General features: G+C 48.3%; 19 protein-coding genes and 1 pseudogene. 3 read left to right on the top strand and 17 right to left on the bottom strand.

What is annotated here, in order from left to right; all coding sequences use genetic code 11:
- The first annotated feature begins 132 nt into the window (after window positions 1–132).
- Window positions 133–1,011: a MetQ/NlpA family ABC transporter substrate-binding protein gene (locus AWM72_RS05390; RefSeq protein WP_067974415.1), complete on the top strand. Its 879-nt coding sequence runs from the start codon at window positions 133–135 to the stop codon at window positions 1,009–1,011.
- 90 nt (window positions 1,012–1,101) lie between these two features.
- On the opposite strand, the gene AWM72_RS05385 is transcribed toward AWM72_RS05390, so the two are convergent.
- The 11 genes and pseudogenes from AWM72_RS05385 to AWM72_RS05335 all read right to left on the bottom strand — a co-directional run bounded on the left by AWM72_RS05385 (window position 1,102) and on the right by AWM72_RS05335 (window position 11,808).
- The gene (locus AWM72_RS05385) at window positions 1,102–1,608 is read right to left on the bottom strand and encodes a QueT transporter family protein (protein ID WP_067974411.1); all 507 of its coding nucleotides are present in this window, start codon (window positions 1,606–1,608) and stop codon (window positions 1,102–1,104) included.
- A 372-nt stretch (window positions 1,609–1,980) separates the two neighbouring features.
- Window positions 1,981–2,601 (bottom strand): DUF2179 domain-containing protein, encoded by a 621-nt coding sequence (locus AWM72_RS05380; protein ID WP_070486473.1) that lies wholly within the window; start codon window positions 2,599–2,601, stop codon window positions 1,981–1,983.
- Between the two features lie 9 nt (window positions 2,602–2,610).
- Window positions 2,611–3,273, bottom strand: a complete 663-nt coding sequence (locus AWM72_RS05375) for an ABC transporter permease (RefSeq protein WP_067974408.1) — start codon at window positions 3,271–3,273, stop codon at window positions 2,611–2,613.
- A gap of 1 nt (window position 3,274) precedes the next feature.
- The gene (locus tag AWM72_RS05370; RefSeq protein ID WP_067974405.1) at window positions 3,275–4,237 is read right to left on the bottom strand and encodes an osmoprotectant ABC transporter substrate-binding protein; all 963 of its coding nucleotides are present in this window, start codon (window positions 4,235–4,237) and stop codon (window positions 3,275–3,277) included.
- Window positions 4,230–4,878: pseudogene (locus AWM72_RS05365) on the bottom strand (ABC transporter permease). Before AWM72_RS05365 ends, AWM72_RS05370 begins: the two are co-directional and overlap by 8 nt.
- The gene (locus AWM72_RS05360) at window positions 4,878–6,020 is read right to left on the bottom strand and encodes an ABC transporter ATP-binding protein (protein WP_067974402.1); all 1,143 of its coding nucleotides are present in this window, start codon (window positions 6,018–6,020) and stop codon (window positions 4,878–4,880) included. Before AWM72_RS05360 ends, AWM72_RS05365 begins: the two are co-directional and overlap by 1 nt.
- 193 nt (window positions 6,021–6,213) lie before the next feature.
- On the bottom strand, window positions 6,214–6,591 hold the full coding sequence (gene acpS, locus AWM72_RS05355) for a holo-ACP synthase (protein WP_067974399.1): 378 nt from the start codon (window positions 6,589–6,591) through the stop codon (window positions 6,214–6,216).
- A 12-nt stretch (window positions 6,592–6,603) separates the two neighbouring features.
- Window positions 6,604–8,088, bottom strand: a complete 1,485-nt coding sequence (cshA, locus tag AWM72_RS05350; protein ID WP_067974396.1) for a degradosome RNA helicase CshA — start codon at window positions 8,086–8,088, stop codon at window positions 6,604–6,606.
- 398 nt (window positions 8,089–8,486) lie between these two features.
- A complete protein-coding gene (locus tag AWM72_RS05345) occupies window positions 8,487–9,917 on the bottom strand; it encodes a UDP-N-acetylmuramoyl-tripeptide--D-alanyl-D-alanine ligase (RefSeq protein WP_067974392.1) in 1,431 nt (476 codons plus the stop codon).
- A gap of 10 nt (window positions 9,918–9,927) precedes the next feature.
- The gene (locus tag AWM72_RS05340; RefSeq protein WP_067974388.1) at window positions 9,928–11,016 is read right to left on the bottom strand and encodes a D-alanine--D-alanine ligase; all 1,089 of its coding nucleotides are present in this window, start codon (window positions 11,014–11,016) and stop codon (window positions 9,928–9,930) included.
- A gap of 3 nt (window positions 11,017–11,019) precedes the next feature.
- Window positions 11,020–11,808: a hypothetical protein gene (locus tag AWM72_RS05335; protein ID WP_067974384.1), complete on the bottom strand. Its 789-nt coding sequence runs from the start codon at window positions 11,806–11,808 to the stop codon at window positions 11,020–11,022.
- 172 nt (window positions 11,809–11,980) lie between these two features.
- Here AWM72_RS05335 and AWM72_RS05330 point away from each other — a divergent pair, with 172 nt between their 5' ends.
- Window positions 11,981–12,742: an SMI1/KNR4 family protein gene (locus tag AWM72_RS05330; protein ID WP_067974380.1), complete on the top strand. Its 762-nt coding sequence runs from the start codon at window positions 11,981–11,983 to the stop codon at window positions 12,740–12,742.
- A 406-nt stretch (window positions 12,743–13,148) separates the two neighbouring features.
- On the opposite strand, the gene AWM72_RS05325 is transcribed toward AWM72_RS05330, so the two are convergent.
- Both AWM72_RS05325 and AWM72_RS05320 read right to left on the bottom strand, forming a co-directional pair.
- The gene (locus AWM72_RS05325; protein WP_067974377.1) at window positions 13,149–13,865 is read right to left on the bottom strand and encodes a class A sortase; all 717 of its coding nucleotides are present in this window, start codon (window positions 13,863–13,865) and stop codon (window positions 13,149–13,151) included.
- 89 nt (window positions 13,866–13,954) lie between these two features.
- On the bottom strand, window positions 13,955–14,893 hold the full coding sequence (locus AWM72_RS05320; RefSeq protein WP_067974374.1) for a LysR family transcriptional regulator: 939 nt from the start codon (window positions 14,891–14,893) through the stop codon (window positions 13,955–13,957).
- A 482-nt stretch (window positions 14,894–15,375) separates the two neighbouring features.
- Between AWM72_RS05320 and AWM72_RS05315 the strand changes: the two genes are divergently transcribed.
- Window positions 15,376–16,305, top strand: a complete 930-nt coding sequence (locus tag AWM72_RS05315; RefSeq protein ID WP_067974371.1) for a LysR family transcriptional regulator — start codon at window positions 15,376–15,378, stop codon at window positions 16,303–16,305.
- A gap of 154 nt (window positions 16,306–16,459) precedes the next feature.
- Here the strand turns inward: AWM72_RS05315 and AWM72_RS05310 are convergent, their stop codons facing one another.
- From AWM72_RS05310 to rpoE, 4 genes are all read right to left on the bottom strand, one after another.
- Complete coding sequence (locus AWM72_RS05310; RefSeq protein ID WP_067974368.1) at window positions 16,460–16,717, bottom strand: type B 50S ribosomal protein L31; 258 nt, start codon at window positions 16,715–16,717, stop codon at window positions 16,460–16,462.
- A 112-nt stretch (window positions 16,718–16,829) separates the two neighbouring features.
- A complete protein-coding gene (locus AWM72_RS05305; protein WP_067974364.1) occupies window positions 16,830–18,089 on the bottom strand; it encodes a UDP-N-acetylglucosamine 1-carboxyvinyltransferase in 1,260 nt (419 codons plus the stop codon).
- 195 nt (window positions 18,090–18,284) lie between these two features.
- Complete coding sequence (locus AWM72_RS05300) at window positions 18,285–19,892, bottom strand: CTP synthase (RefSeq protein WP_067974361.1); 1,608 nt, start codon at window positions 19,890–19,892, stop codon at window positions 18,285–18,287.
- Between the two features lie 294 nt (window positions 19,893–20,186).
- Window positions 20,187–20,780: a DNA-directed RNA polymerase subunit delta gene (gene rpoE, locus AWM72_RS05295; protein ID WP_067974358.1), complete on the bottom strand. Its 594-nt coding sequence runs from the start codon at window positions 20,778–20,780 to the stop codon at window positions 20,187–20,189.
- Window positions 20,781–20,841 lie beyond the last annotated feature (61 nt).

Below are 20,841 nucleotides of genomic sequence, written 5' to 3'. Positions count from 1 at the left end.
TTTTTGATAAAGCTTGATCTTATCCCCTTTTAGCTAGGTCGCAACTATCGATTGTTCCTTTTAAGCTTGAAGGGACCTGTGAAAGGGCTTAAACTAGAGGCAATAAATCTACAGACAGAAAGGTCGATTGTGATGAAAAGAAGCAAGGCTCTGGTCTTAGGCCTAGCCATTCTGGCCCTCTTCTTAGGAGCGTGCGGCCAGCAAGGGAAAACTGCTGAAAGTAAGAATAAGAAAGTCAGTTTAGCTGTCTCCAACCAGCTTAGCCAGGAAGTCTGGCAGGATACCGCCCGACGACTTAAGGAGAAGGAGGGAATCGATTTAGAGGTCAAGCTCATTTCAGACTGGGTGCAACCTAATATGGCTGTTGCCGAAAATGATATCGACCTCAATGTCTTCCAATACATCCCCTTCCTCGCCGAATTCAACCAACCCCATAATACTGACCTAGTCCCCATTGGTTATTCTTATATCCCACCAATCGGCATTTACACAGCTAATCCTAAAATCCAGTCCGTTGAAGACATCCCTCAAAACGCCAAGTTCACCATTCCTGATGACCCAGTCAACCTAGACCACAGCCTCCTGGAAATTGAACGTGCCGGCTTAATCAAACTAAGAGATACATCTGGACAAAAGACCCTGGATGACATTGCCGAAAACCCTAAGAATATTCAATTTATCCTGATGAAGGGAGACGGGATCGCCCGCAGCCTGGCCGATGCCGACCTAATGATTACAGGAGCTTCAGGTGCCCAAGACACTGGTATCAGCCAAGATCAAGCCATCTATGTGGAAGATCCTAAGACTACTCCTAATATCTACAAGGTTTGCATTGTCTCCCAACGCGACCGGGCCGATGACCCCGTCCTAGAAAAGGTCGTTGATGAATTCCAAAGCCAAGACACAGCAGACTTCATCAAAACCGTTTCAAATGGCACCTATGTCCCCGCCTGGTCAGACCACGAACAGCCCATCAAGGACTACGATGCCTTCGTCCAAAGCAAAAAATAAGCCATACTCTTAAGCCTGCGCTAACTTGCCTCGCGCAGCATCACCCATAAAGAAAAGACACGCCCAGCCAGCGTGTCTTTTCTTTATTTTTTAACGGTTAAACATTTTAGCAAAATTTAATCGTTTGTTGATCAAATAGATCAGAGGAGCCGTCAGAGCTAAGATAATTACTTCACTGACAAAGAGAGAAGCGTAGGTCGCCCAGAAAGGTAATTCAAAGGCTAGGTTCAACTCAAAGGCGATAATAAAGATCATCGTCGAAAAGACCAGCGTTGTTGCGGCGAGTTTCTGCTTATCTGTCTTCAGGTAACGATAGATCCAATCGCATATCAAGAAACTGATCAAGGTATGGGCTGTCCCAAAGGCAATATCATACCAACCTAGGCCCGTCATAAAGCCATAGAAATTCGATAAGAAGACGCCCAGAACGACACCCCACTTATAGTTTTTGTGGTAGACATTCAAGTGATTGAGCCCTTCCGACACACGAAACTGGATCGGCCCATAAGCGAATTGCGGGGCCACAAAATACAAGGCGACATAAAGCGCAGCGATTAAAGCATTAACCACCAGGGCTTGATTGTGTTTACTTTGCATAAAAATTCCTCCCATAGTTTTTTAATGTTGGCGGGTTTCGAACAACACAGAACTTATCATAGCGAAATTATGGATTTTTGACAAGACCAATCCCCAATCGGCTCGAAGGCGTGTGGCTTGCTGACTGGCAACACCTAATAGCAGGCTGCGACTGTGGCTTGGCAGGATCCAGGCCACAGTCAAGGGCTCGGAGTTAATGTTGATCAGTCACAAGCCACAAGAGAAGCCTTCACATGTGGATCGCCAAACTTTAACCCCCACTCAAGACTTTCGAGTGAGCGTTGATAAGCTAGCCTTCCCAATCTTTCTTTACTCCAAGAAAAAACCAGAGAAAGTTACTTCCTTCTCTGGTTTTTTTCGCATGCTTATAATTTATTTATCCTCATCATTAACGAACTCGTCTTCGCTCACCCGTTCTGTCCGAGGATCCAGGGGTTCTTGGTCTTCCAGAGCCTCATGGGCACGCTGGACGCGCAGTTTGGTCACCCGCTTGGTCCAGAAACCACCGTGGATATACTTGGCATCATAGGAGATATAAAAGGCCCGGTCGTCGACCTCTTCAATAGTTCGGCAGAGTTTCCGTTCAGTTGAACGGGGTGTCAGGATAGTGAGGATCAAACGGTCCCCATCCCGGCCGTAGCCCGACTGGACCGTCACCCCATAACCGCGGTTCCGCAATTCCTCAGCCAGGGCATGGTTGTCACTGGCAATGAAGATCTGGATCACAGCATATCCCAAGGCAATCTTGTCTTCTAAGAGCATCCCGCAGTAAATACCTACCCCAAAACCTAGGGCATAGGCCAAGAGATAGGCCGGCTGGTCCAGGTATTGCATGACCATGGACAAACCGATCGCATAGATGGTAATCTCAATCACTGCCAAGAAGGAGGCTGGGAAACGATAACCTCTCATAGAAAGCAAGAGGCGCATGGTATTTAGCATAATATAAACTAAGTTAATACTAAATATTTTAATTAATAAATGATAGTCCACAGCATTCTCCTATCTTTGACTAGGGTCTAAACTTTTTTCGATCCGGCCTAAGCCCCAATCGGCAACAATCGACATGAGAGCAATGGGGATAACAGCAGCGAGGATAATACTCGTGCCGTCTGAGGCATTGACCCCGCGGAAGAGGATATCGCCCAGGCCCCCTGCCCCAACAAAGGTCCCGATGGTGGCGATCCCAATCCCTGTAATAAAGGCGTTGCGGACGCCCCCCATGATTACCGACATAGCCAGGGGAAGTTCCACCTTGTAGATAATCTGAAGCTTAGTCATCCCCATACCGATTCCAACGTCAATAATATCGGCGTCCACATTGCGGACCCCCGTATAGGTATTGCGAAGAATGGGGAGGAGGGAATAAAGGAAAATGGTTAAGACCACCAAGTTACTCCCTAGGCCCATCGCCAACATCAGAACAGATAGCATAGCTAGTGAGGGCACGGTTTGGATGAGATTGGCTAAACCCAGCACCCAATCCGCCAAGCGATGGTGGCGGGCAATATAGAAGCCGAGTGGAATAGCAACCAAGCAAGCAAAGAGGACACCATAGATGGCCATCAAGAAATGTTGGCCGAACTGTCCCACCACATAGCTTAAGTTTTCCTGGTAGTAGACGCCCAGTTGTTCTAATAGGCTTAATTGTGTCATATCGGTCATCTTAGTCACCCCCCACAGTGTCTTCAATCGGTTTCAATTCAGGTGCCTTGTCTTCAAAATAATTATGGGCCTTCAACCAGTCATCGGCAACCACTTTGGGTTCCAAGAGATAATTGTCCGCCCGGTAGTTTAATTTCTGCATGGTTTCTTCATCGATGGTCCCTTCTAACTTGTGTAAGACCTTGTCTAGTTCAGGATGGACCTCTAGGATATGGTGGGTTGCAACAGGGCTGGCATCATAGGGCGGGAAGAGCTGTTTATCATCTTCCAAAACTTTTAAGTCTTCGGAAATAATCCGCCCATCCGTTGAATAACCCAAGATGACATCCACTTCATCATTGGCTACCGCTGAATAGGTCAAGCCAATCGACATGGGCAGCGTCTGGCCAAAATCAAAGCCATAAATCCGCTTGAAGTCTTCATAACCGTCCCCCTCCCGGCTCAGCCAGGAAGAGTCCACCCCTGCTTTTAGATCAGGCGCATATTGGGCCAGGTCAGAAACTTTTTCCAGTCCTAACTCTTCAGCCTTGTCTCGGCTCACCATGAAAGCATAGGTATTGGCGAAACCGTAAGTGGGGTACCATTTCTGGTCGAATTCTCGGTCGAAGCCCTTAACTACCGTTTCCGCAGCTTTTTCAGGGTCGGTGATGGCATCCATCCCCAACTCTCCAGTCACTGAGGTCCCAGTATAGCGGACCGCTGAAACGTTGGCATCGTCCTTCATCAAGGCCTGGTGGTTGAGCGAGGAAGACCCGAGGTTAGAAATCACCTTGGTGGGCACATCGATATAATGATTGGACATCCCCTCCACAATATAGGCGAGAATCTGCATTTCCGTCGACATACCGCCCGTAATAACAATCTCATCTTCAGAAGTCGAGGCTCCGAGTCCTGGTAGGCTACAGGCTGCCAATAAGAATAGACTCAGCCCCAGGGTGAAGGCAGTCTTTAAGAATTTACGCATCTTCACCAGCTCCTTTCGAGGTCGTTTGAGGTTGGGTTAGTTTTTCCAGATAATTCATCAAAAGGTCTGCCAGAACCGCAATCAGGGTGACCGGAATCGTCCCCCCCAATAATCAGGTCTGGCTTGTAGAGGTTGAGGCCGTTAAAGATCATCTCACCGAGGCCCCCACCGCCAATATAGGCTGCCAGAGTGGCCCAGGCAATTACATAGACCGTTGACAAACGAATCCCTGCCATAATCACCGGCATGGCGAGAGGGAGCTGGACGTCCTTAATGACCTGCCAGGCCGTCAAGCCCATCCCCTTAGCGGCATCCAGGAGGTCCGGGTCAACCGAGGTCATCCCCAGATAGGTATTGCGGAGGATGGGCAGGAGAGAATAGATAAAGAGAGCCACAATGGAGGGCAAACGTCCCACCCCAAAGATTGGAATCATCAAGGCTAAGAGCGCCAGGGTAGGAATGGTTTGAAGGACACCGACCACACTTATGACCCCTCCTGCGATCTTAGGGTGCTGGGAGAGAAGGATCCCCAAAGGCACCGCAATCAAGATCCCCAAGGCTAGAGAAACCACAGACAAGAGCAGGTGTTGGAGGGTTAAATTAAGGAGTTCTTGGCCGTTTTCAGCTAGGAAGTTTGCCATTAGATCTCAACTCCTTCAATCGCTTTCGTCTCGCCCCAGATCACTTCATAAACAATATTTACCAGGTTAGACCGGGTCACAATCCCCGTTAGCTGCCCTTCACGGTTAACAACCGCCACATTTTGCACCTTGGCTTTCAAGATACGCTGGATGGTATCTTGGACGAGGGCATCTTCTTGGACGCCCCGGCGTCTAACCATCTCATCACTCACGCTGGCTTCCATGTCTCTGGCATTCATAATATTTTCAATGCTGATCTGTCCCTTGAGCCGTTTGCGGTCATCCACAACGAAGAGACTGTCCACGTGTCTGTCCCGCATCATGGTCAAAGCATCGCTGAGAGACTGGCCCATGCTGATGGACAGGGGCTTGTCATTCATGACATCCTTAACTTGGATATACTGGGTCTTGGCTTCAAAGAGCCTGTCTTCACCCAGGAAGCTCTTCACATAATCATCAGCTGGATGGCGCAAGATTTCCTCTGGGGTATCGTACTGGAGTAAATTACCCTTGTCCCAAATGGCGATACGGTCAGCCAGATTCAAGGCTTCATCCATATCGTGGGTCACGAAGATGAAGGTATTGTGGTATTCCCGCTGTAGTTCCTTGACTAATTCTTGCAGGGCGTCCCGGGTAATCGGGTCTAGGGCCCCAAAAGGCTCATCCATTAATACAATCTTCGGATTAGCCACCAAGGCACGGATCACTCCGATCCGCTGCTGCTGGCCACCGGATAATTCACTCGGATAGCGGTCCAGATAGTCGAGGGGGAGTTCCACCCGTTTCATCAGCTTCTCCGCTTCACTCCGACAGCGGTCTTCGTCCCATTTCAAGAGCCGAGGGACAGTCACAATATTTTCATAGACAGTCATGTGGGGCATAAGGCCAATGCGCTGAATCACATAGCCGATCTTGCGGCGCATATCGACTGCATTCATCGAAGTGGTCGCCTGGCCATCAATTAGGATCTCCCCCTCGGATGGATCGTGCATACGGTTGATCATCCGCAGAGCCGTCGTCTTCCCACTCCCTGAGGTGCCGATAAAGCAGACAAATTCTCCGTCTTGGATGGTCAAATTCGCATCTTTCAAGGCGTGAACATTGCCTGGGTACACCTTACTGACATTCTTAAATTCAATCATAATTTCGGTCCCTTCCGTTTTTTCTTAATTTTATTGTAACAAACTAAGCACCAAAAGCGACTAATCAGGCCAAGTCAGGGGCAATTGATAATTTTAGTATTTATAATCGGTAATAAAATAACGCATCGAAGCCTTTTCAGCTAAGGCTTTCGATGCGTTATTTTTCAATCTTTACGATAAACAATTATTGTTCTTAATTATGTTCAGATCTTCGGTCCTCGATGACCACATAAGCGCTGGCATAATGGGCCGTATGGGTAATCGAGAGATGGATAGCGTAAGGAATCTTAAGACAAAAGAGCTGGGGTTGGCCGCTTTCGTTTGACAAAATAGCCATATCCTGGAAAGAAAGCTCTTTACAAATCCCCGTCCCCCAAGCCTTGGCACAAGCCTCCTTGGCTGCCCAGCGCCCCGCTAGAAATTCCGCCTGGCGCTGGGAAGAAGTGAAGGCTTGAAAGACCGCTAGCTCCTCTTCTGTTAGAACCCGCTGAATGAAGCGGTCGTCCTGTTTAGCACAAGCCTGGTCAATCCGCTTGATTTCAACTAAATCAGTGCCAATTCCAATAATCATAAAGCTTGCCTCCTAGCGAATGTCAAAGGATGCTTTCTTCCGTGAGCCCCGTTTCTTGCCTTTTGGATGGTCCTTGGAGCCTTGATAGGACTTCTTTTTACCCTTCTTATCGTGTTGTTGATAAGACCGTTTATTATTGTTTCGCTTCGAGCCCTTGCGCTTGCGTCCGCCCGACTTCTTGCGCGGAGTTCGTTCCGGTGTAATCCGAACCTCAACCTCATTAGGATCCTTGGTTAGACTGCTGAGAACTGCTAGGGCCAATTGGTCCGTACTGTAGTGGGCGGAGAGGTAGTCGATGGCTTCTTGGTAGTAAGAAGGATCGGCCTCCTCGGTCAGTTTCTTAACTTCCTCCAAGGCCTGGTTGATCCGGCCGCTGAAGGCTTCCTTAGCCGATGGTGGACGCAGGGGCATCATTTTCTTCTTGGTCAGGTCTTCAATCGTTCTCAGGTAACCTAATTCATTGGGACCAACAAAGGTAACTGAAACCCCCTGGCGGCCTGCCCGACCCGTCCGACCAATGCGGTGAACATAGCTATCGGGATCCAAGGGAATATCAAAGTTGTAGACATGGGTCACATTAGAAATGTCCAAGCCCCGAGCTGCCACATCCGTTGCCACTAAGATATCCAGCTTCTCATCTTTAAATTGGCGGAGCAGCATAGACCGCTTGTCTTGATTCAAGTCCCCGTGCAGGCCTTCTGCAGTATAGCCGCGCTCAATCAGGGCACGAGAAATTTCATCCACCCGGCGCTTGGTCCGTGCGAAGACAATAGCTAGGACAGGGTCTTGGACATCAATGAAACGGGTCAAGACATCGAACTTTTCACTCTCCCGACAGCGGGTAAAGTATTGGTCGATCAGGTCGGCCGTCATTTCCTGAGCCTTAATCTTCACCTGGATTGGGTCCTGCATAAATTGCTCCCCAATACGTTGGATGGCCTTGGGCATGGTCGCCGAGAAGAGCAGAGTTTGACGGTCTGCTGGTGTCTTAGCAATAATCGCTTCAATATCATCAATAAAGCCCATATTAAGCATCTCATCCGCCTCATCGAGGACTAAGGTCTGAATGTGGGACAAGTCTAATTTTCCACGACGGATCAAGTCGAGCAAACGACCAGGCGTCCCCACGATCACTTGCCGTTTCTTCTCCAATTGGCGCAATTGCCGTTGGATCGAGCTCCCACCGTAAACTGTCAGGCATTGGACCCGTTTCTCTTCACCCAATTGGTAGAGCTCTTGCCCAGTTTGGATAGCCAATTCCCGGGTTGGCGAAATAACTAAGGCTTGAACTTCCTTAGCGTAGGGATCAATCTTCTCTAAGAGGGGAAGACCAAAAGCGGCCGTCTTCCCTGTCCCCGTCTGCGCCTGGCCCAGGACATCCCGTCCTTTTAAGGCATAGGGAATTGTTTCTGATTGAATCGGTGTGGCTTCTTCAAAGCCCATCTTATCGACAGCTTTTAATAATCGCGGGCTCAAACCCATTTCTGTAAATTTCATTCCATTCCTCCGTATTTCATATCTAAATTTTTAATTTCTTATATTGGCAGTTGACAGATCTAAAATTATTAATTCAACAAATTACTTTTAAGCAATAGTGGAGCGTTGAAGTTGTCCCTTAGCCATGAATAAGCAAGCGATGTGAATTAGGGATAGTAGGCGCTAGCCGTACTAGCCCTTTGAAGCTCGCTAGGTGAGGGACCTTGGCCCGAACCGGTGCCATGGCTTTTTAAGGGGCAAATTCAACAGCGCAACGAATGCTTATCAATACAATTTGTCAAATCAGTACACATGTCAAAAATTATTAAGTTAATATTAGTTAAAAAAACAGCCGACCAGTCGACTGTTTTCTTTGGGCAGCTTGTCGAGGGCTGTGTGGCGAGACAGAGGCTGCTGAGCTAATCTTCTTTAGCTTGGCTTTCTATATCTGGGCGGCGGAGGGCTTCAACTACTTCCAGAAGTCCCATCCCATGGCTCCCCTTCACCAGAATCTGGTCATAGTGGCGGGTATGGTTTTCCAACCAAGCAATGAGGGCCGCTTTATCTTCTTTAAAATAATGCACCTGGTCTGGCCGGGCTTGACCGGCAGCTAGGAGGCGCTCATAGAGGGCTTCCATCTCCAAGCCATAGAGTAAGACCTGGTCCTGGTCTTCAAGGGCCAAGACCTCTGCTACGCTGGCATGGAGCTGGCCTGCATCTGGGCCTAATTCTAACATGTCAGCCAGCACATAGAGCTTGCGTCCCTGTTGGGCATCACCTGCCCGCGGAACTTGAACGAAGTTACTAATTACAGCCTTCATCGCTGAAGGGCTAGCATTGTAAGTATCATCCAGCACTTGACTCTCATTAATGCCTTCGATCCAGGCTGTCCGATTGGCCGTCATTTGGAAATTAGCCAGGGCATCCTGGATTTGTTCAATCGACAGGCCCAGGCGGTAAGAGACCGCACAGGCATCTAAGGCATTCACAACATTATAACGGCCCGAAACCGGAATTGTCAACTGAACCGTTGGAGAAAGGTTACTGCTGAACTGGGTCTGGTACTGGTCTACAATAATATCCAGGGCATAAACATCCTGGTTTTCCGTTAAACCGACTGATAGAGTCTCGATATCTTCTCGGATATTGCCTAATTGGGAAGTAATCAAGTCTTCCTCACCAGGATAGATGAAGCTGCCTCCTTCTTTTAAACCGTCCAAAATTTCAAGCTTGGCCTTGGCGATATTGGCCTTGGTCTTCAGAAATTCCAGGTGGTCCTCCCCAATCATGGTAATCACAGCCAGGTCGGGCTGGGCCAGGAGACTCAATTCTCGGATTTCACCAAAATTAGACATCCCCATCTCTAAAACAAGGACTTCCGTTTCTTCTGGCATCTCGAGAATAGTAATCGGAACGCCAATTTCATTATTATAATTGCCTTGGGTCTTATGGACCCGGTAAGCCACCGATAGGCAAGCTGCTGTCATGTCCTTGGTGGTCGTCTTACCGGAAGACCCTGTAATCGCCACGACTTTGGGTTGGATTAAAGACAAGTAGTAAGCTGCCAAATCGTGGAGGGCTGCCAGGGTGTCCGACACTTGGATCAAAGCCAGGCCAGCAGGAGCCTGGGCCGGATCCTTGGACCAAAAGGCAGCCACCGCCCCATTGTCTAGGGCTTGCTGGGCAAAGTCATGGCCATCGCGTTGCCCGCTTAAGGGAACAAAGAGGCTTCCGGGCTGGGCCTGTCTAGCATCAAAAACAACATGGTCAAGCCAGACCGCGTCGGGGTCTTCTGCTTGGACCTGTCCTTGGACAGCTTTAGCAATTTCATTTAAGGCTAATTTTTTCATGGCACACATCCTATTGGTTGGCTAGTCCTTGTTTTTTATTAAAGCGCTCTAGGGCCAGCTTAAGTAATTTCTCGAGCAAGTCTTCATAAGACAAGCCTGAAGCTGCCCAGAGAGAGGGATACATACTAAATTGGGTGAAACCAGGCATGGTGTTGACCTCGTTGATATAGATATCCATGTTGTGGGTCACGAAGAAGTCACAGCGGGTGAGGCCTGAACCATCAATAGCTAAATAGGCCTTCTTGGCGTAGGCTTGGATAGCCTGGGCGCTTTCCTCTGGGAGGTCGGCTGGAATCGCCATCTCGATGCTGTTGTTAATATACTTCTCTTCATAGTCGTAGAAACCTTGGTCCTTGACAATCTCACCAGGTTGGCTGACCTGAACCTCTTCATTCCCGAGGACAGCCACCTCGATTTCCCGAGCTTCAATCCCTTGTTCAACCACCACCCGGGTATCATAATGGAAGGCTGTCTCTAGGCCTTGGAGCAAGGCATCCCGGTCCTGGGCCTGGGTAATTCCTACGCTAGAGCCCATATTGGCAGGTTTGATAAAGACAGGATAGACTAACTGCCCCTCAATGCGGGCAATTACTTCGCTGCGCTCGGTCTCATACTGGTAGCTAGTCAGGGCAACAAAAGGCACCTGAGGGATCTGAGCTTGTTGGAAGAGCTGCTTGGAGATAATCTTATCCATACCAGCCGCTGAAGCAAGGACACCTGCCCCGGTATAAGGGACATTCAGTGCTTCAAAAAGGCCTTGGATTGTACCATCTTCCCCATTCGGTCCATGCAAGGCGGGGAAGGCCAGGCTATCCTTGGTCAAAACATCGGTCGGAACAACAGCCAGCCCTTGGGAAATTTCAGCTTCACCTTGGCGGTAGAAGTGTTGTTGGTCGCTGGCCTCGAGATAGAGGATGCTATCCTCACTGAGGCTATATTCTTCAAGCAGCTCACCAGCAATCCACTGCCCCTCCCGGTCAATAAAGACAGGCTGAACTTGGTGCTTCTTATAATCCAAATGTTTGAGGATGGAAGCAGCCGTTAAGACGGATATATCATGCTCCGCGCTGTCCCCACCATAAAGTAGTACAATTCTCATAATTTAACCTCCAAATAGGTTGGCATCCGCGATGCGCTCAAATGCCCATTTTTTATCTTTCATTGAGTAGCTTAATTTAGCTAAAAGAACGGTTTGCTTGCGTTGAAGAATATCATCAACTTGGTCTTCTGCTAACAGGAGAGGGATCGCCATCGCCTGGTCCTCCCGCCAAGTGAGCTGACTAAAGTCAAAGATAACCCCTTCCGTTAAAAGCGGACGGATTTCCTGCATGACTGCCATGGGAGGCAAAGGAATCTTCGCCTCTTCGCCCAGATTATGTGACCGCCAGCCGAACAAAGAACGGCGCTCAGGGCGTTGGGCCAAGAGCTTGTCGCGAATCACATTAGCCAGCTGGAAGTAAAACTCCTTGACATCCCGGTAGTAAGTCTTCAAGATCCCATTGGCCATGGGCAGGAAGACATAATTATTTTGCAACTTATAGAAGAATGGCGAGTGCAGGTGGCGGTTCACATGGCCTAGATATAATAACTCTGCAATTTCACCTGGTGTTAGCTGGTGCAGGAGTTCTTGGGAATAATAATCCACCCACTTGGTATCTGGAAAAGCTAAGCGACTCTGCCCACTTAAGAAATCTTGGACACTCCGTTCGCCCCGGATGAGCTTAAAATGCGTATGGTCATCCGCTTGGCCATAATCTTTTTGGCAAGATAGAATCAGTAAGTTCTGCGGCTTCTTCTTCATACTGCGCTGCAAGTAGGCCAGGCCCAAACCGCGCGATAACACATGGTTGGATACCTCATCTACTAAGATATAAATATAATTCTCAATCACGTCCCCACCTCCTTATCATACCCCTTAATGATAGCATATTCCCCCCACAAAAAACTATAAGCTTTAACTAAAAAGCCTAAAAACACAGGCCAAACTAGATCTCAAGCTTTACTTTCTTTAGCTGCTTATATTAAGATGGGAGGGACTGTACGTATTTAAAGGAGCGAAGAACATGCATCTGATTGGCCTAGCCTTCCAAAAACAACAACTCACCTACCTACCCACTAGCCCCCTCTACGGGGAGATTATGGTAGAGGACCTGCCGCTTGGCTACCACCAACTCCTCACCCAACAGAATGGCGGCTATACCTCAAAATCTTACTATCCCACCTCTGCCCCAACTTCAGATTCACTAAGCGCCGTTTATATCCCTTACCTGGCCGGCTTGCTTCCCCAAGCTGTTCATAAGGAATATCTCATTCCTAGCCTGGCCTTCCAAGACCAGTTCAACCACCGGGATAGCCTGCCCGAAAGCAGCCTGATTATCTACGAAGACGGCGACCGTCTTGTCTTCCTGGACTATGACCCCCATGACAAGCGAGACCGTGACCAGCGCGGCCTAGCCAAAACCCCTAGCGTCCGCTACCGGGACCTGGAAACTGACCAGTGGATGGACCTCGCCCCTAATTTTGCTTACTTTATCCAACATTTCGAATCCCGGGGCTTTGCCCTGCCGGCCCCTCCTATGCGAACCTACCACCGGGCCAATGCCGCCTTTATCGCCGTCCAGCGCCCCGAGCAACTGGCCCGACTCTTCGAAGAATTCCAAGGGCAAGCCGACAAGACCTGGTACTTCCACTGGATCCGCCACTTCCTCCAGTCCCAGGACTTCCGCCTAGCCGCCGTAGCCAAAGAAGCCCTCGACTTCCAAACCGACTACTTCCGCCCCCTCCTGCCCAAAGGCTTTGAGGACCTATTAGGAAAAGAAAGCTAGAAAAAACAAAAGCAGCCCCAGTTGATGTTTACAGGTCGACTGGGGCTGCTTTCACCTTCCTTATATTTAAATCCACGGCTTTTTAATGATCAAATTCAAAAGGGGAAAACATGGGTTCTCTAATTTTTTATTTCAGCGCTTAATAATCAAAAAGTCTCTATCAATTGTTTGTGAGCAGGAGTGGAGCTTTGAATTTGATCATTAGCCGTGACCAAGCAAGCGTTGTGAATTAGGGATAGTAGGCGATTAGCCGTACTAGCCGTTTGAAGCTCGCTAGGTGAGGGACCTTGGCCCGAACCGGTGCCACGGCTTTTTAATGATCCAATTCAAAAGTGGAACGGATGCTCACTTGCACAATATAATCTATAACAAAAAAGCCCCAGCTAAGCTGAGGCTAAAGATTGAACTAGTCCTTCTCAAAGAGCGCTAATAAGTCGGGACTGGCCTGGCTGAAGTCCTGGGTCTCCACAAGACGTCCCTGGACAATCCGCCGTTCGGTCGCATCATCCGTACAGGTCATCAGCGTAATAATCGGCTTTTGGGTCTCAGGATCCAAGAGATTAGGATCAACCAAGTCAACCCGGGTTGGTGGCACATCTTCGACAAAGAAGGTGTCATAGATATAGATTTTTTCTAAATCGGTCATGTAGATCTTTTGCCCTACTTGAGCCTTGTCGACAATCGGTGAGAGCAAGAGGCCTTTTTGGACCACATTCATATTGTGACTAGCTAATGGGTAGTTGCCTTCCCCCATCTTCTGTTCAGGGTAGAAGGTACCCGCTCCTGACAGGAGGACGTCCTCACTTAAGCCCTTCATAATGGAGACCTTAACATCGGCATCCGGCATAGCCAGAGCTCCAATAACATTCACGTCCGCATAACCATTCTTGATCCGTTCCCGCGATTCACGGACTTCCTTCTCGCTCACATTGCGGATCTCGCTATGGTCGAAGACTGCCTCCTTAGTCTGGTTATCCTTCAACTGATCAGCCGTCATATTCTCAATGGCAACGTCATTTTGATTCTGTTGGATCTGATAGCCACTAATATAGTGCTGGCCTAGGAAGAAGAGCCCAATCACAATCAGGACCACTCCCAAGAGACGTATAAGATGATGACGCATACTTGCCCCCCTAAATCGTTTACTATAGAGCTATTATCTTAGTTTTCCCTGGGGATGACAAGTCATATTACTTATAAAAAGTTTAAAAATTAATTAAACTGCAGGGCTGTAGAAAAAAATTTCTTAGCTAATTCGATAAAATCTTCCATATACTTAGGCAACGGCATCCCCTTACGGTAGGCAATAATCACATCTGACTTAGAGCTTGGGCTAGAGAAGGAGAAGAGTTTAGGCGCATTGTCATGCTTGAGGTTTAGGTTGCGGTAGTGGTTCTCATAAACTAAGGAAACCCCATAACCCCGGATGGTTAAATTAACAGCTGTTTGAATATTATTGGTCTTGATGGTGCGCGCAGGATGGAAGTGTTCCTGGCTGAAGAGCTTATCCATCTCCCGGCTGATCTTGGTGTCGTTGGTAGAAATAATGAAGCGGTCATCCTTCAATTCTTCTAAGTCGATCTTAGGATATTTGGAATCAGGATTCTCTACAGCCGTTGCAACAGCCGGGTGGTCGTGTGGAACCGCCACGAGGATTTCTTCTGTTCCAATCTTGTCATAGGTCAGGTTGGCATTCTCATTGCTGGCATTAATGATGATAATGTCGCAATCGCCATTCATAATCCGATCTTCCAAAATAGTTGCTGTCTCTTCAACCAGCTGAACTTCAACCCGTGGGTAGAGCTTCTCATACTCGGGCAGTACGGGTGGCATGAGATAAGAGCCGCGAATAAGAGGGATCCCAATGCGAATCCGGCCATAGTTCTTATCTTTAATGGTCTGCATGGTCATCTCCAGCTCATCACGCATGGTTAAGATGTCATTGCCATACTTCACGAACTCTTCCCCGGCATAGTTGAGAACGAGACGTTTACCAACCCGTTGGAAGAGATGGTAGCCCAAACGCTCTTCCATATTCTTGATGTACATACTAAGGGAGGGTTGGGTAATAAATAAACTCTCCGCAGCCTTAGTCAGGGTACTATGCTCATGGATGGCTTTTACGTATTCAATATCCTTCATTTCAATCATTACTCAATACCTCTTCTATATTTATTCCACTTATAACTTTCTTGACTTATATCTAATCGATAATATAACATATTCCTCTGTTGTTCATTCGTCAAGAATTTCTTTAAGAACGAAAAGTCTTACTGAAAAGTCTTTAGCATAGCGCTTTTTTGCCTCTTATAAAGCTGCCTCCTAGCTCCATTGCCTGGCTAGCAATCTGATTTTCTCTTCATCTATTCCCTTCCCTTAAAGCCTGACATGATAGGCTTTTGAAAGCTACAAATGGTCCAAACCAAAAGAATAAGAAGCTTTCATTCTGCAAGAATCGGCCGAAAAAATAAGAGCAAATTTGTTCCAGTCAAAAAATACATTACTGAACACTTTAGAAATACTTAAGCCTAATTTATCATAAGAGAAACCAATTTTTGTTCTTTATTTAAACTCTAATCACAGAATCTAACTTTCGCTATAATGGATCAAAACAGAAAGTGAAGGGATTTCCTATGCGCATCGAACAATTACAATACCTCAGCAAGGTGGCCGAGACGGGTTCCATTACCCAGGCAGCCAAGGCCCTCTATCTCTCCCAACCCTCTCTCTCCAACGCCATCAAGGAATTAGAGCAGGAAATGGAAGTCCAACTCTTCAAGCGAAGCAAGAAAGGAGCTATGTTGACAGAAGCGGGAGAAGACTTCCTCACTTATGCCCAACAAATTCTTGCCCAGGTCGACCTGCTTAAGACCCGCTACCAGGAAAGCGAACGACCCCGGCGAATCTTTAGCGTATCAGCCCAGCACTATGCCTTCGTCGTAGATGCCTTCGTCCGTCTGCTCAAGGAGAACTCCTACCCCAAGTACCAGGCGACCCTCAAGGAATCCCGGACCTATGAGGTAATTGAAGATGTCGCCAACCAACGTTCTGAAATCGGTGTCCTCTACCGCAGCCGTTTCAACCAGCAAGTCATCGCCAATGCCCTAGCCGAACGCGACCTTAGCTTTACGCCCCTTATGCAAGCGGAGCCCCACGTCTTCATCTACGCCAACCACCCCCTAGCCAACTGCGACCAGCTGACCTTGGACGACCTGGCCCCCTATCCTAAGCTCAGCTACGAACAAGGCGTCCACAATTCTTTCTATTATTGGGAGGAGGTCCTGGCCGACCATGTGGCAGACAAATCAATTATTGTATCTGACCGGGCCACCCTCTTCAACCTACTGATCGGTCTGGACGGCTACACCATCTGCTCAGGGATTATTAATTCCGACCTCAATGGTGGCGACATCCTGGCCAAGCCCTTAGCTTGTGAGGAAGCGATTGAGATTGGTTACATCACCCACAACTTCCACCCCCTCAACCCTATCGGCCAAGCCTATATCCAGCAACTCCAAGAGGCGGTCAAACGTTCAGCCCCCATAGAGCCAAAAGCCAAGTAAAAGGTCAGCCCTGCTCAGTTCCCCCTCTATTAAGAAAAAACAGATAGATTTGATGTTTTTACCGGCTTCTCCCCTATCCTATCAGAAACTTACCCATAAGGCGAAAAAAAGAGCAGCTCGATTGAGCTGCTCTGCTTGGTCAAGAGACCATTTCTTAAGCATTTTTGTCTGCAAAACCGTATTTCTTGTTGAAGCGGTCCACACGACCATCGGCTTGCGTGAATTTTTGGCGGCCAGTATAGAATGGGTGTGAATCTGATGAGATTTCAACACGGATCAATGGGTAAGTGTTCCCATCTTCCCATTCAACGGTTTCGCTTGACCCACGAGTTGAGCCAGATAAGAATTTAAAACCTGTTGTTGTATCCATAAATACAACGGGTTGGTAGTCTGGATGGATGCCTTGTTTCATTATTCTTTCTCTCCTTTGCGCCCTGGCTATCTGCTAGCCAGAGATTATTTTGACATAACATTGATATGTTACCACATCCCATTAGCCAATGCAATGGGATTTTTTATTTTTTCTATTCTTCGACTAATTCGATATCAGCGCCCAGGTGTTGGAGCTTGTCAGCAATTTTGTCGTAGCCTCTCAGGATATGCTCAGCACCATAAAGATCTGTACGGCCTTCTGCCATCAGGGCGGCATTAATCAAGCAGGCCCCTGCCCGTAAGTCAGAAGCAGTCACTTCTGCACCCCGGAGACAAGATGGCCCAGAGAGGTGGATCTGGTCATTAAGAACCTTGGCCTGGGCGCCCATGCGGACGAGTTCAGGAATGTGCTTGATACGCTTAGGATAAATCGTGTCTTCGATGGTTCCCTCACCTTGTGCCTTGAGTAAAAGCGGCGTGATAGGCTGCTGGAGGTCGGTCGCAAAACCTGGATAAGGCATGGTCTTAATGCTGACCATAGCCAGGTCCTCTTGGGCGGGATGAACATAGATCTCATCTTCATAGATATCCATTTGTACACCCATTTCCCCCATCTTAGCGACAAAACCTTCGATATGTTCGAAGATCACATTCTTCACAGTAACCCCTTGGCCGATAGCAGCAGCTGCGGTCAGATAGGTCCCGGCCTCGATCCGATCGGGAATGATCTGATGGTTGGTCCCTGTCAGCTCATCCACCCCTTCAATCCGGATGGTAGAAGTCCCCGCTCCCTTGATCTTAGCCCCCATCTTATTGAGCAGGGAGACCACATCGATGATCTCCGGTTCGCGGGCCGCATTCTCGGTGGTCGTCTTGCCCTTAGCCATGGTTGCAGCCAGCATGACATTGATAGTTGCGCCCACACTCACCACATCCATATAGATCTCTGCCCCATGGAGGCCGTTAGGGGTGGAGAAGTGAATCGCCCCTTGTTGGTTCTCAATCACTACTCCCAATGCTTCGAAGCCCTTAATATGGAGGTCGATTGGACGCGGACCGATGGAACAGCCCCCTGGCAAGCCAACTACCCCTTCCCCATACTTAGCTAATAAAGCGCCCATAAAATAATAGGATGCCCGAAGACTCTGGATTTTTCCTTCCGGCATCGGAATATTGACCATATGCTCTGGATCAATGACTAAATGGTTGTTCTCAAAAGAAACTTCACAGTTAAAATCTTCCAAAATTTCAATAAGGGCCTTTACGTCAGCAATGTCTGGCACACCGTCTAAACTGACTGGGCTATTCCCCATAATAGCAGCAGGAATCAAAGCGACCGTACTATTCTTAGCACCGCTAACTAAAACTTCTCCCTTTAACGGTTTACCACCATTTATGATAAACTTTTTCATTTTGCATTCCTTTCGTCCCCAACCGGTCCCCGCTAAGTGAGCTTTCGATCAGGCGCAAGTATTCTATCGATAAAATTAAAAAAATTACTATCTTCTCAAGTTAACATTATAACGGATATTCAGTCGTTTGACAGCCCCAATCGAAGTTTTTAAGAAAAGTTTAAAGTTGAAAGTTTTTCATCGATAAAAGAACAATTAATGTCCTTTAGCTGCCCGGACCAAGCCCATAAAGAGCGGATGGGGACGGTCCGGACGGGATAAGAATTCAGGGTGGAACTGGCTGGCGATAAAGAAGGGATGGTCGGGCAATTCCACGATTTCAACCAGGCGCCCGTCAGGCGAAAGGCCAGAGAACTTGAGCCCAGCTGCTGCCAATTGGTCACGGTAGGCATTATTGAATTCATAGCGGTGGCGGTGGCGCTCCTTGATCTCTGCTTGGCCGTAGAGGGACTGGGCCAGGCTGCCCTCAAGCAAGTGGCAGGGATAGGCACCCAAATGCTGGCTGGCACCGAGCTCTGCCTGCCCCACTTGGTCGGCCATCAAGCTAATCACAGGGTCAGGCGTCTGGCTATCAATCTCAGAAGACTGGGCTTTGGCTAAGCCGCAGACATGGCGGGCAAATTCCACACAAGCTAGCTGCATGCCCAGACAAATCCCTAAGAAAGCTACCCCTTCTTCGCGGGCGTATTGGATGGCGCGGATCTTCCCCTCAATCCCCCGACTACCAAAACCTCCGGGCACCAGGATACCATCCGCCCCGGCCAAGGCTTGGTGGACCTGGCCAGGACTTAAGCTTTCCGCGTCTACCCAGTCAATGTCCACTTCTAGGCCTTCCTGGTAGCCTGCATGGCGGAGGGCTTCCGCTACAGAAAGATAGGCATCGGGCAAGGCGATATACTTGCCGACCAAGGCGATTTTTACTTTGTCCTTAACCGTTACCACCCGGTCCACGAGCTGGGTCCAGCTGGTCATGTCGGCTTCAGGCAGGCCAGTCAGAGCTAGGGCCTGGCAGACCTTATCGTCTAGCCCCTGGGCCTTGAGGGCAAGCGGCAGGGCGTAGATAGTTTCCACATCCCGGTTTTCGATAATATGGTCTTCTTCTACATCGCAGAAGCGGGAGAGCTTGGCCCGCATTCCTTCTGGCATGGCCAGCTGGCTGCGGACAATTAAGAAGTCGGCCTGGATACCCAGACTCCGCAATTCCTTCACTGAATGCTGGGTAGGTTTGGTCTTCAGCTCCCCTGCTGCTTCCAGGTAAGGCAGGAGGGTGGTATGGAGATAGCAGGTATTCTTGGCGCCTAGGTCTTTTTTCAGCTGACGGATAGCTTCCATAAAAGGCTGGGACTCGATATCGCCCACGGTCCCTCCAATCTCCGTAATCACCACATCTGCCTGGGTCGAATGGCCTGCCCGCAGGACCTTCTCCTTAATGGCATCCGTAATATGGGGAATCACCTGGACCGTCGCCCCCAGATAATCTCCCCGGCGCTCCTTGGCTAGCACTTCGGAGTAGATCTTGCCCGTCGTCACATTAGAATATTGGTTCAAGGGACTATCCGTCAAGCGTTCGTAGTGGCCCAAGTCCAGGTCCGTCTCCGTCCCATCATCGAGCACATAGACCTCCCCATGCTGGTAGGGGCTCATCGTCCCTGGATCAACATTGATATAAGGATCAAATTTCTGCAGGGTCACAGCCAAGCCCTTGTTCTTTAAGAGCCGCCCCAGCGAAGCCGCCAAGAGCCCCTTACCGATTGATGAAACAACGCCTCCCGTTACGAAGATATACTTAGTTTCTTGTGTCATTTTTTTGTCCAACCTTTCCCATAAATTGAGGCGAACACTCCAGGACAAAAAACAAAAAAACTCCCATTCCGCAATTGGAATAGGAGCTCACTCACTATCGTTCTTAAAGTGCCCATAGAAAATTCTAAGGCAAAAAAGCTTTCGAGTCAAGTCGAAATTATTATATTTTGATATTCGATAGGCATGATTGATATAAGCTAGCAATAATAATTAGCTTCCTATAACTAAGTTCTGACCAGTAATAGATGGTCAGCATACTCTTGCATCACGCCCATCGCATCCAGAAGCCGATACTTAGAGGTCATCGTCCTCGTCTTCATCCTCATCCAGATCATCATCATCAATAATCCCTAGGTCGCCTTCTAGGCCGTCCTCTAGTTCATCTTCCGGATCATCATCGCCGAGTTCGTCGAGATCAGCCCGGTAATCATTCAATTCCCGGCTTTCGTCTTCTTCGTCCTCGTCTTCATCCTCATAATCATAGTCATCTTCGTCCACTTCATGGTCTTCTGGATCGTCGTCTGAGTAATCAATGACATCTTCATCCAAGGCAGTGAGGACATTCTTCGAGCGTTTGTGTTTCTTCTTGATGTCATCATCATCAATCGTCGAAATAATTTCTTCATCAATAGAATCCACAGGGTACCAAGCTCGAAGCCCCCAGCGGTTTTCCCCTAGTGAAATGAAGGACCCATCAGCATTCATTTGGGTGTAGAAGAGTACCATCCGTTGTTCCAATTCATCGGTAGTCAAGCCCATATACTCTTGGACCTCTTCTAGTAAGTGGTTAAATTCATAAACTTGGTTACTTTCTCTTAAGATTTCGTGGGCCACTTCAATCATTGAGAGCTCTGATTTATTTTGATGATCTAAACGTTCTAATTTCACTGATTATTCATCCTTTCAAGCTTCCTCTATAGTAGGTATCAAAAAAATCCATTCCTTATAA

It is taken from the genome of Aerococcus sanguinicola, assembly GCF_001543145.1.
Lineage (GTDB): Bacteria > Bacillota > Bacilli > Lactobacillales > Aerococcaceae > Aerococcus > Aerococcus sanguinicola.
The sequence above is the reverse complement of the archived record's forward strand: the minus strand, read 5'-3'. Positions and strand labels throughout refer to the sequence as shown.

Excerpts from the sequence above, each read along its gene's own strand:
- AWM72_RS05390 (WP_067974415.1), top strand. The coding sequence starts at position 133 with ATGAAAAGAAGCAAGGCTCTGGTCTTAGGCCTAGCCATTCTGGCCCTC.
- AWM72_RS05385 (WP_067974411.1), bottom strand. The coding sequence starts at position 1,608 with ATGCAAAGTAAACACAATCAAGCCCTGGTGGTTAATGCTTTAATCGCT.
- AWM72_RS05375 (WP_067974408.1), bottom strand. The coding sequence starts at position 3,273 with ATGACCGATATGACACAATTAAGCCTATTAGAACAACTGGGCGTCTAC.
- AWM72_RS05370 (WP_067974405.1), bottom strand. The coding sequence starts at position 4,237 with ATGCGTAAATTCTTAAAGACTGCCTTCACCCTGGGGCTGAGTCTATTC.
- AWM72_RS05360 (WP_067974402.1), bottom strand. The coding sequence starts at position 6,020 with ATGATTGAATTTAAGAATGTCAGTAAGGTGTACCCAGGCAATGTTCAC.
- acpS (WP_067974399.1), bottom strand. The coding sequence starts at position 6,591 with ATGATTATTGGAATTGGCACTGATTTAGTTGAAATCAAGCGGATTGAC.
- cshA (WP_067974396.1), bottom strand. The coding sequence starts at position 8,088 with ATGAAATTTACAGAAATGGGTTTGAGCCCGCGATTATTAAAAGCTGTC.
- AWM72_RS05345 (WP_067974392.1), bottom strand. The coding sequence starts at position 9,917 with ATGAAAAAATTAGCCTTAAATGAAATTGCTAAAGCTGTCCAAGGACAG.
- AWM72_RS05340 (WP_067974388.1), bottom strand. The coding sequence starts at position 11,016 with ATGAGAATTGTACTACTTTATGGTGGGGACAGCGCGGAGCATGATATA.
- AWM72_RS05330 (WP_067974380.1), top strand. The coding sequence starts at position 11,981 with ATGCATCTGATTGGCCTAGCCTTCCAAAAACAACAACTCACCTACCTA.
- AWM72_RS05325 (WP_067974377.1), bottom strand. The coding sequence starts at position 13,865 with ATGCGTCATCATCTTATACGTCTCTTGGGAGTGGTCCTGATTGTGATT.
- AWM72_RS05320 (WP_067974374.1), bottom strand. The coding sequence starts at position 14,893 with ATGATTGAAATGAAGGATATTGAATACGTAAAAGCCATCCATGAGCAT.
- AWM72_RS05315 (WP_067974371.1), top strand. The coding sequence starts at position 15,376 with ATGCGCATCGAACAATTACAATACCTCAGCAAGGTGGCCGAGACGGGT.
- AWM72_RS05310 (WP_067974368.1), bottom strand. The coding sequence starts at position 16,717 with ATGAAACAAGGCATCCATCCAGACTACCAACCCGTTGTATTTATGGAT.
- AWM72_RS05305 (WP_067974364.1), bottom strand. The coding sequence starts at position 18,089 with ATGAAAAAGTTTATCATAAATGGTGGTAAACCGTTAAAGGGAGAAGTT.
- AWM72_RS05300 (WP_067974361.1), bottom strand. The coding sequence starts at position 19,892 with ATGACACAAGAAACTAAGTATATCTTCGTAACGGGAGGCGTTGTTTCA.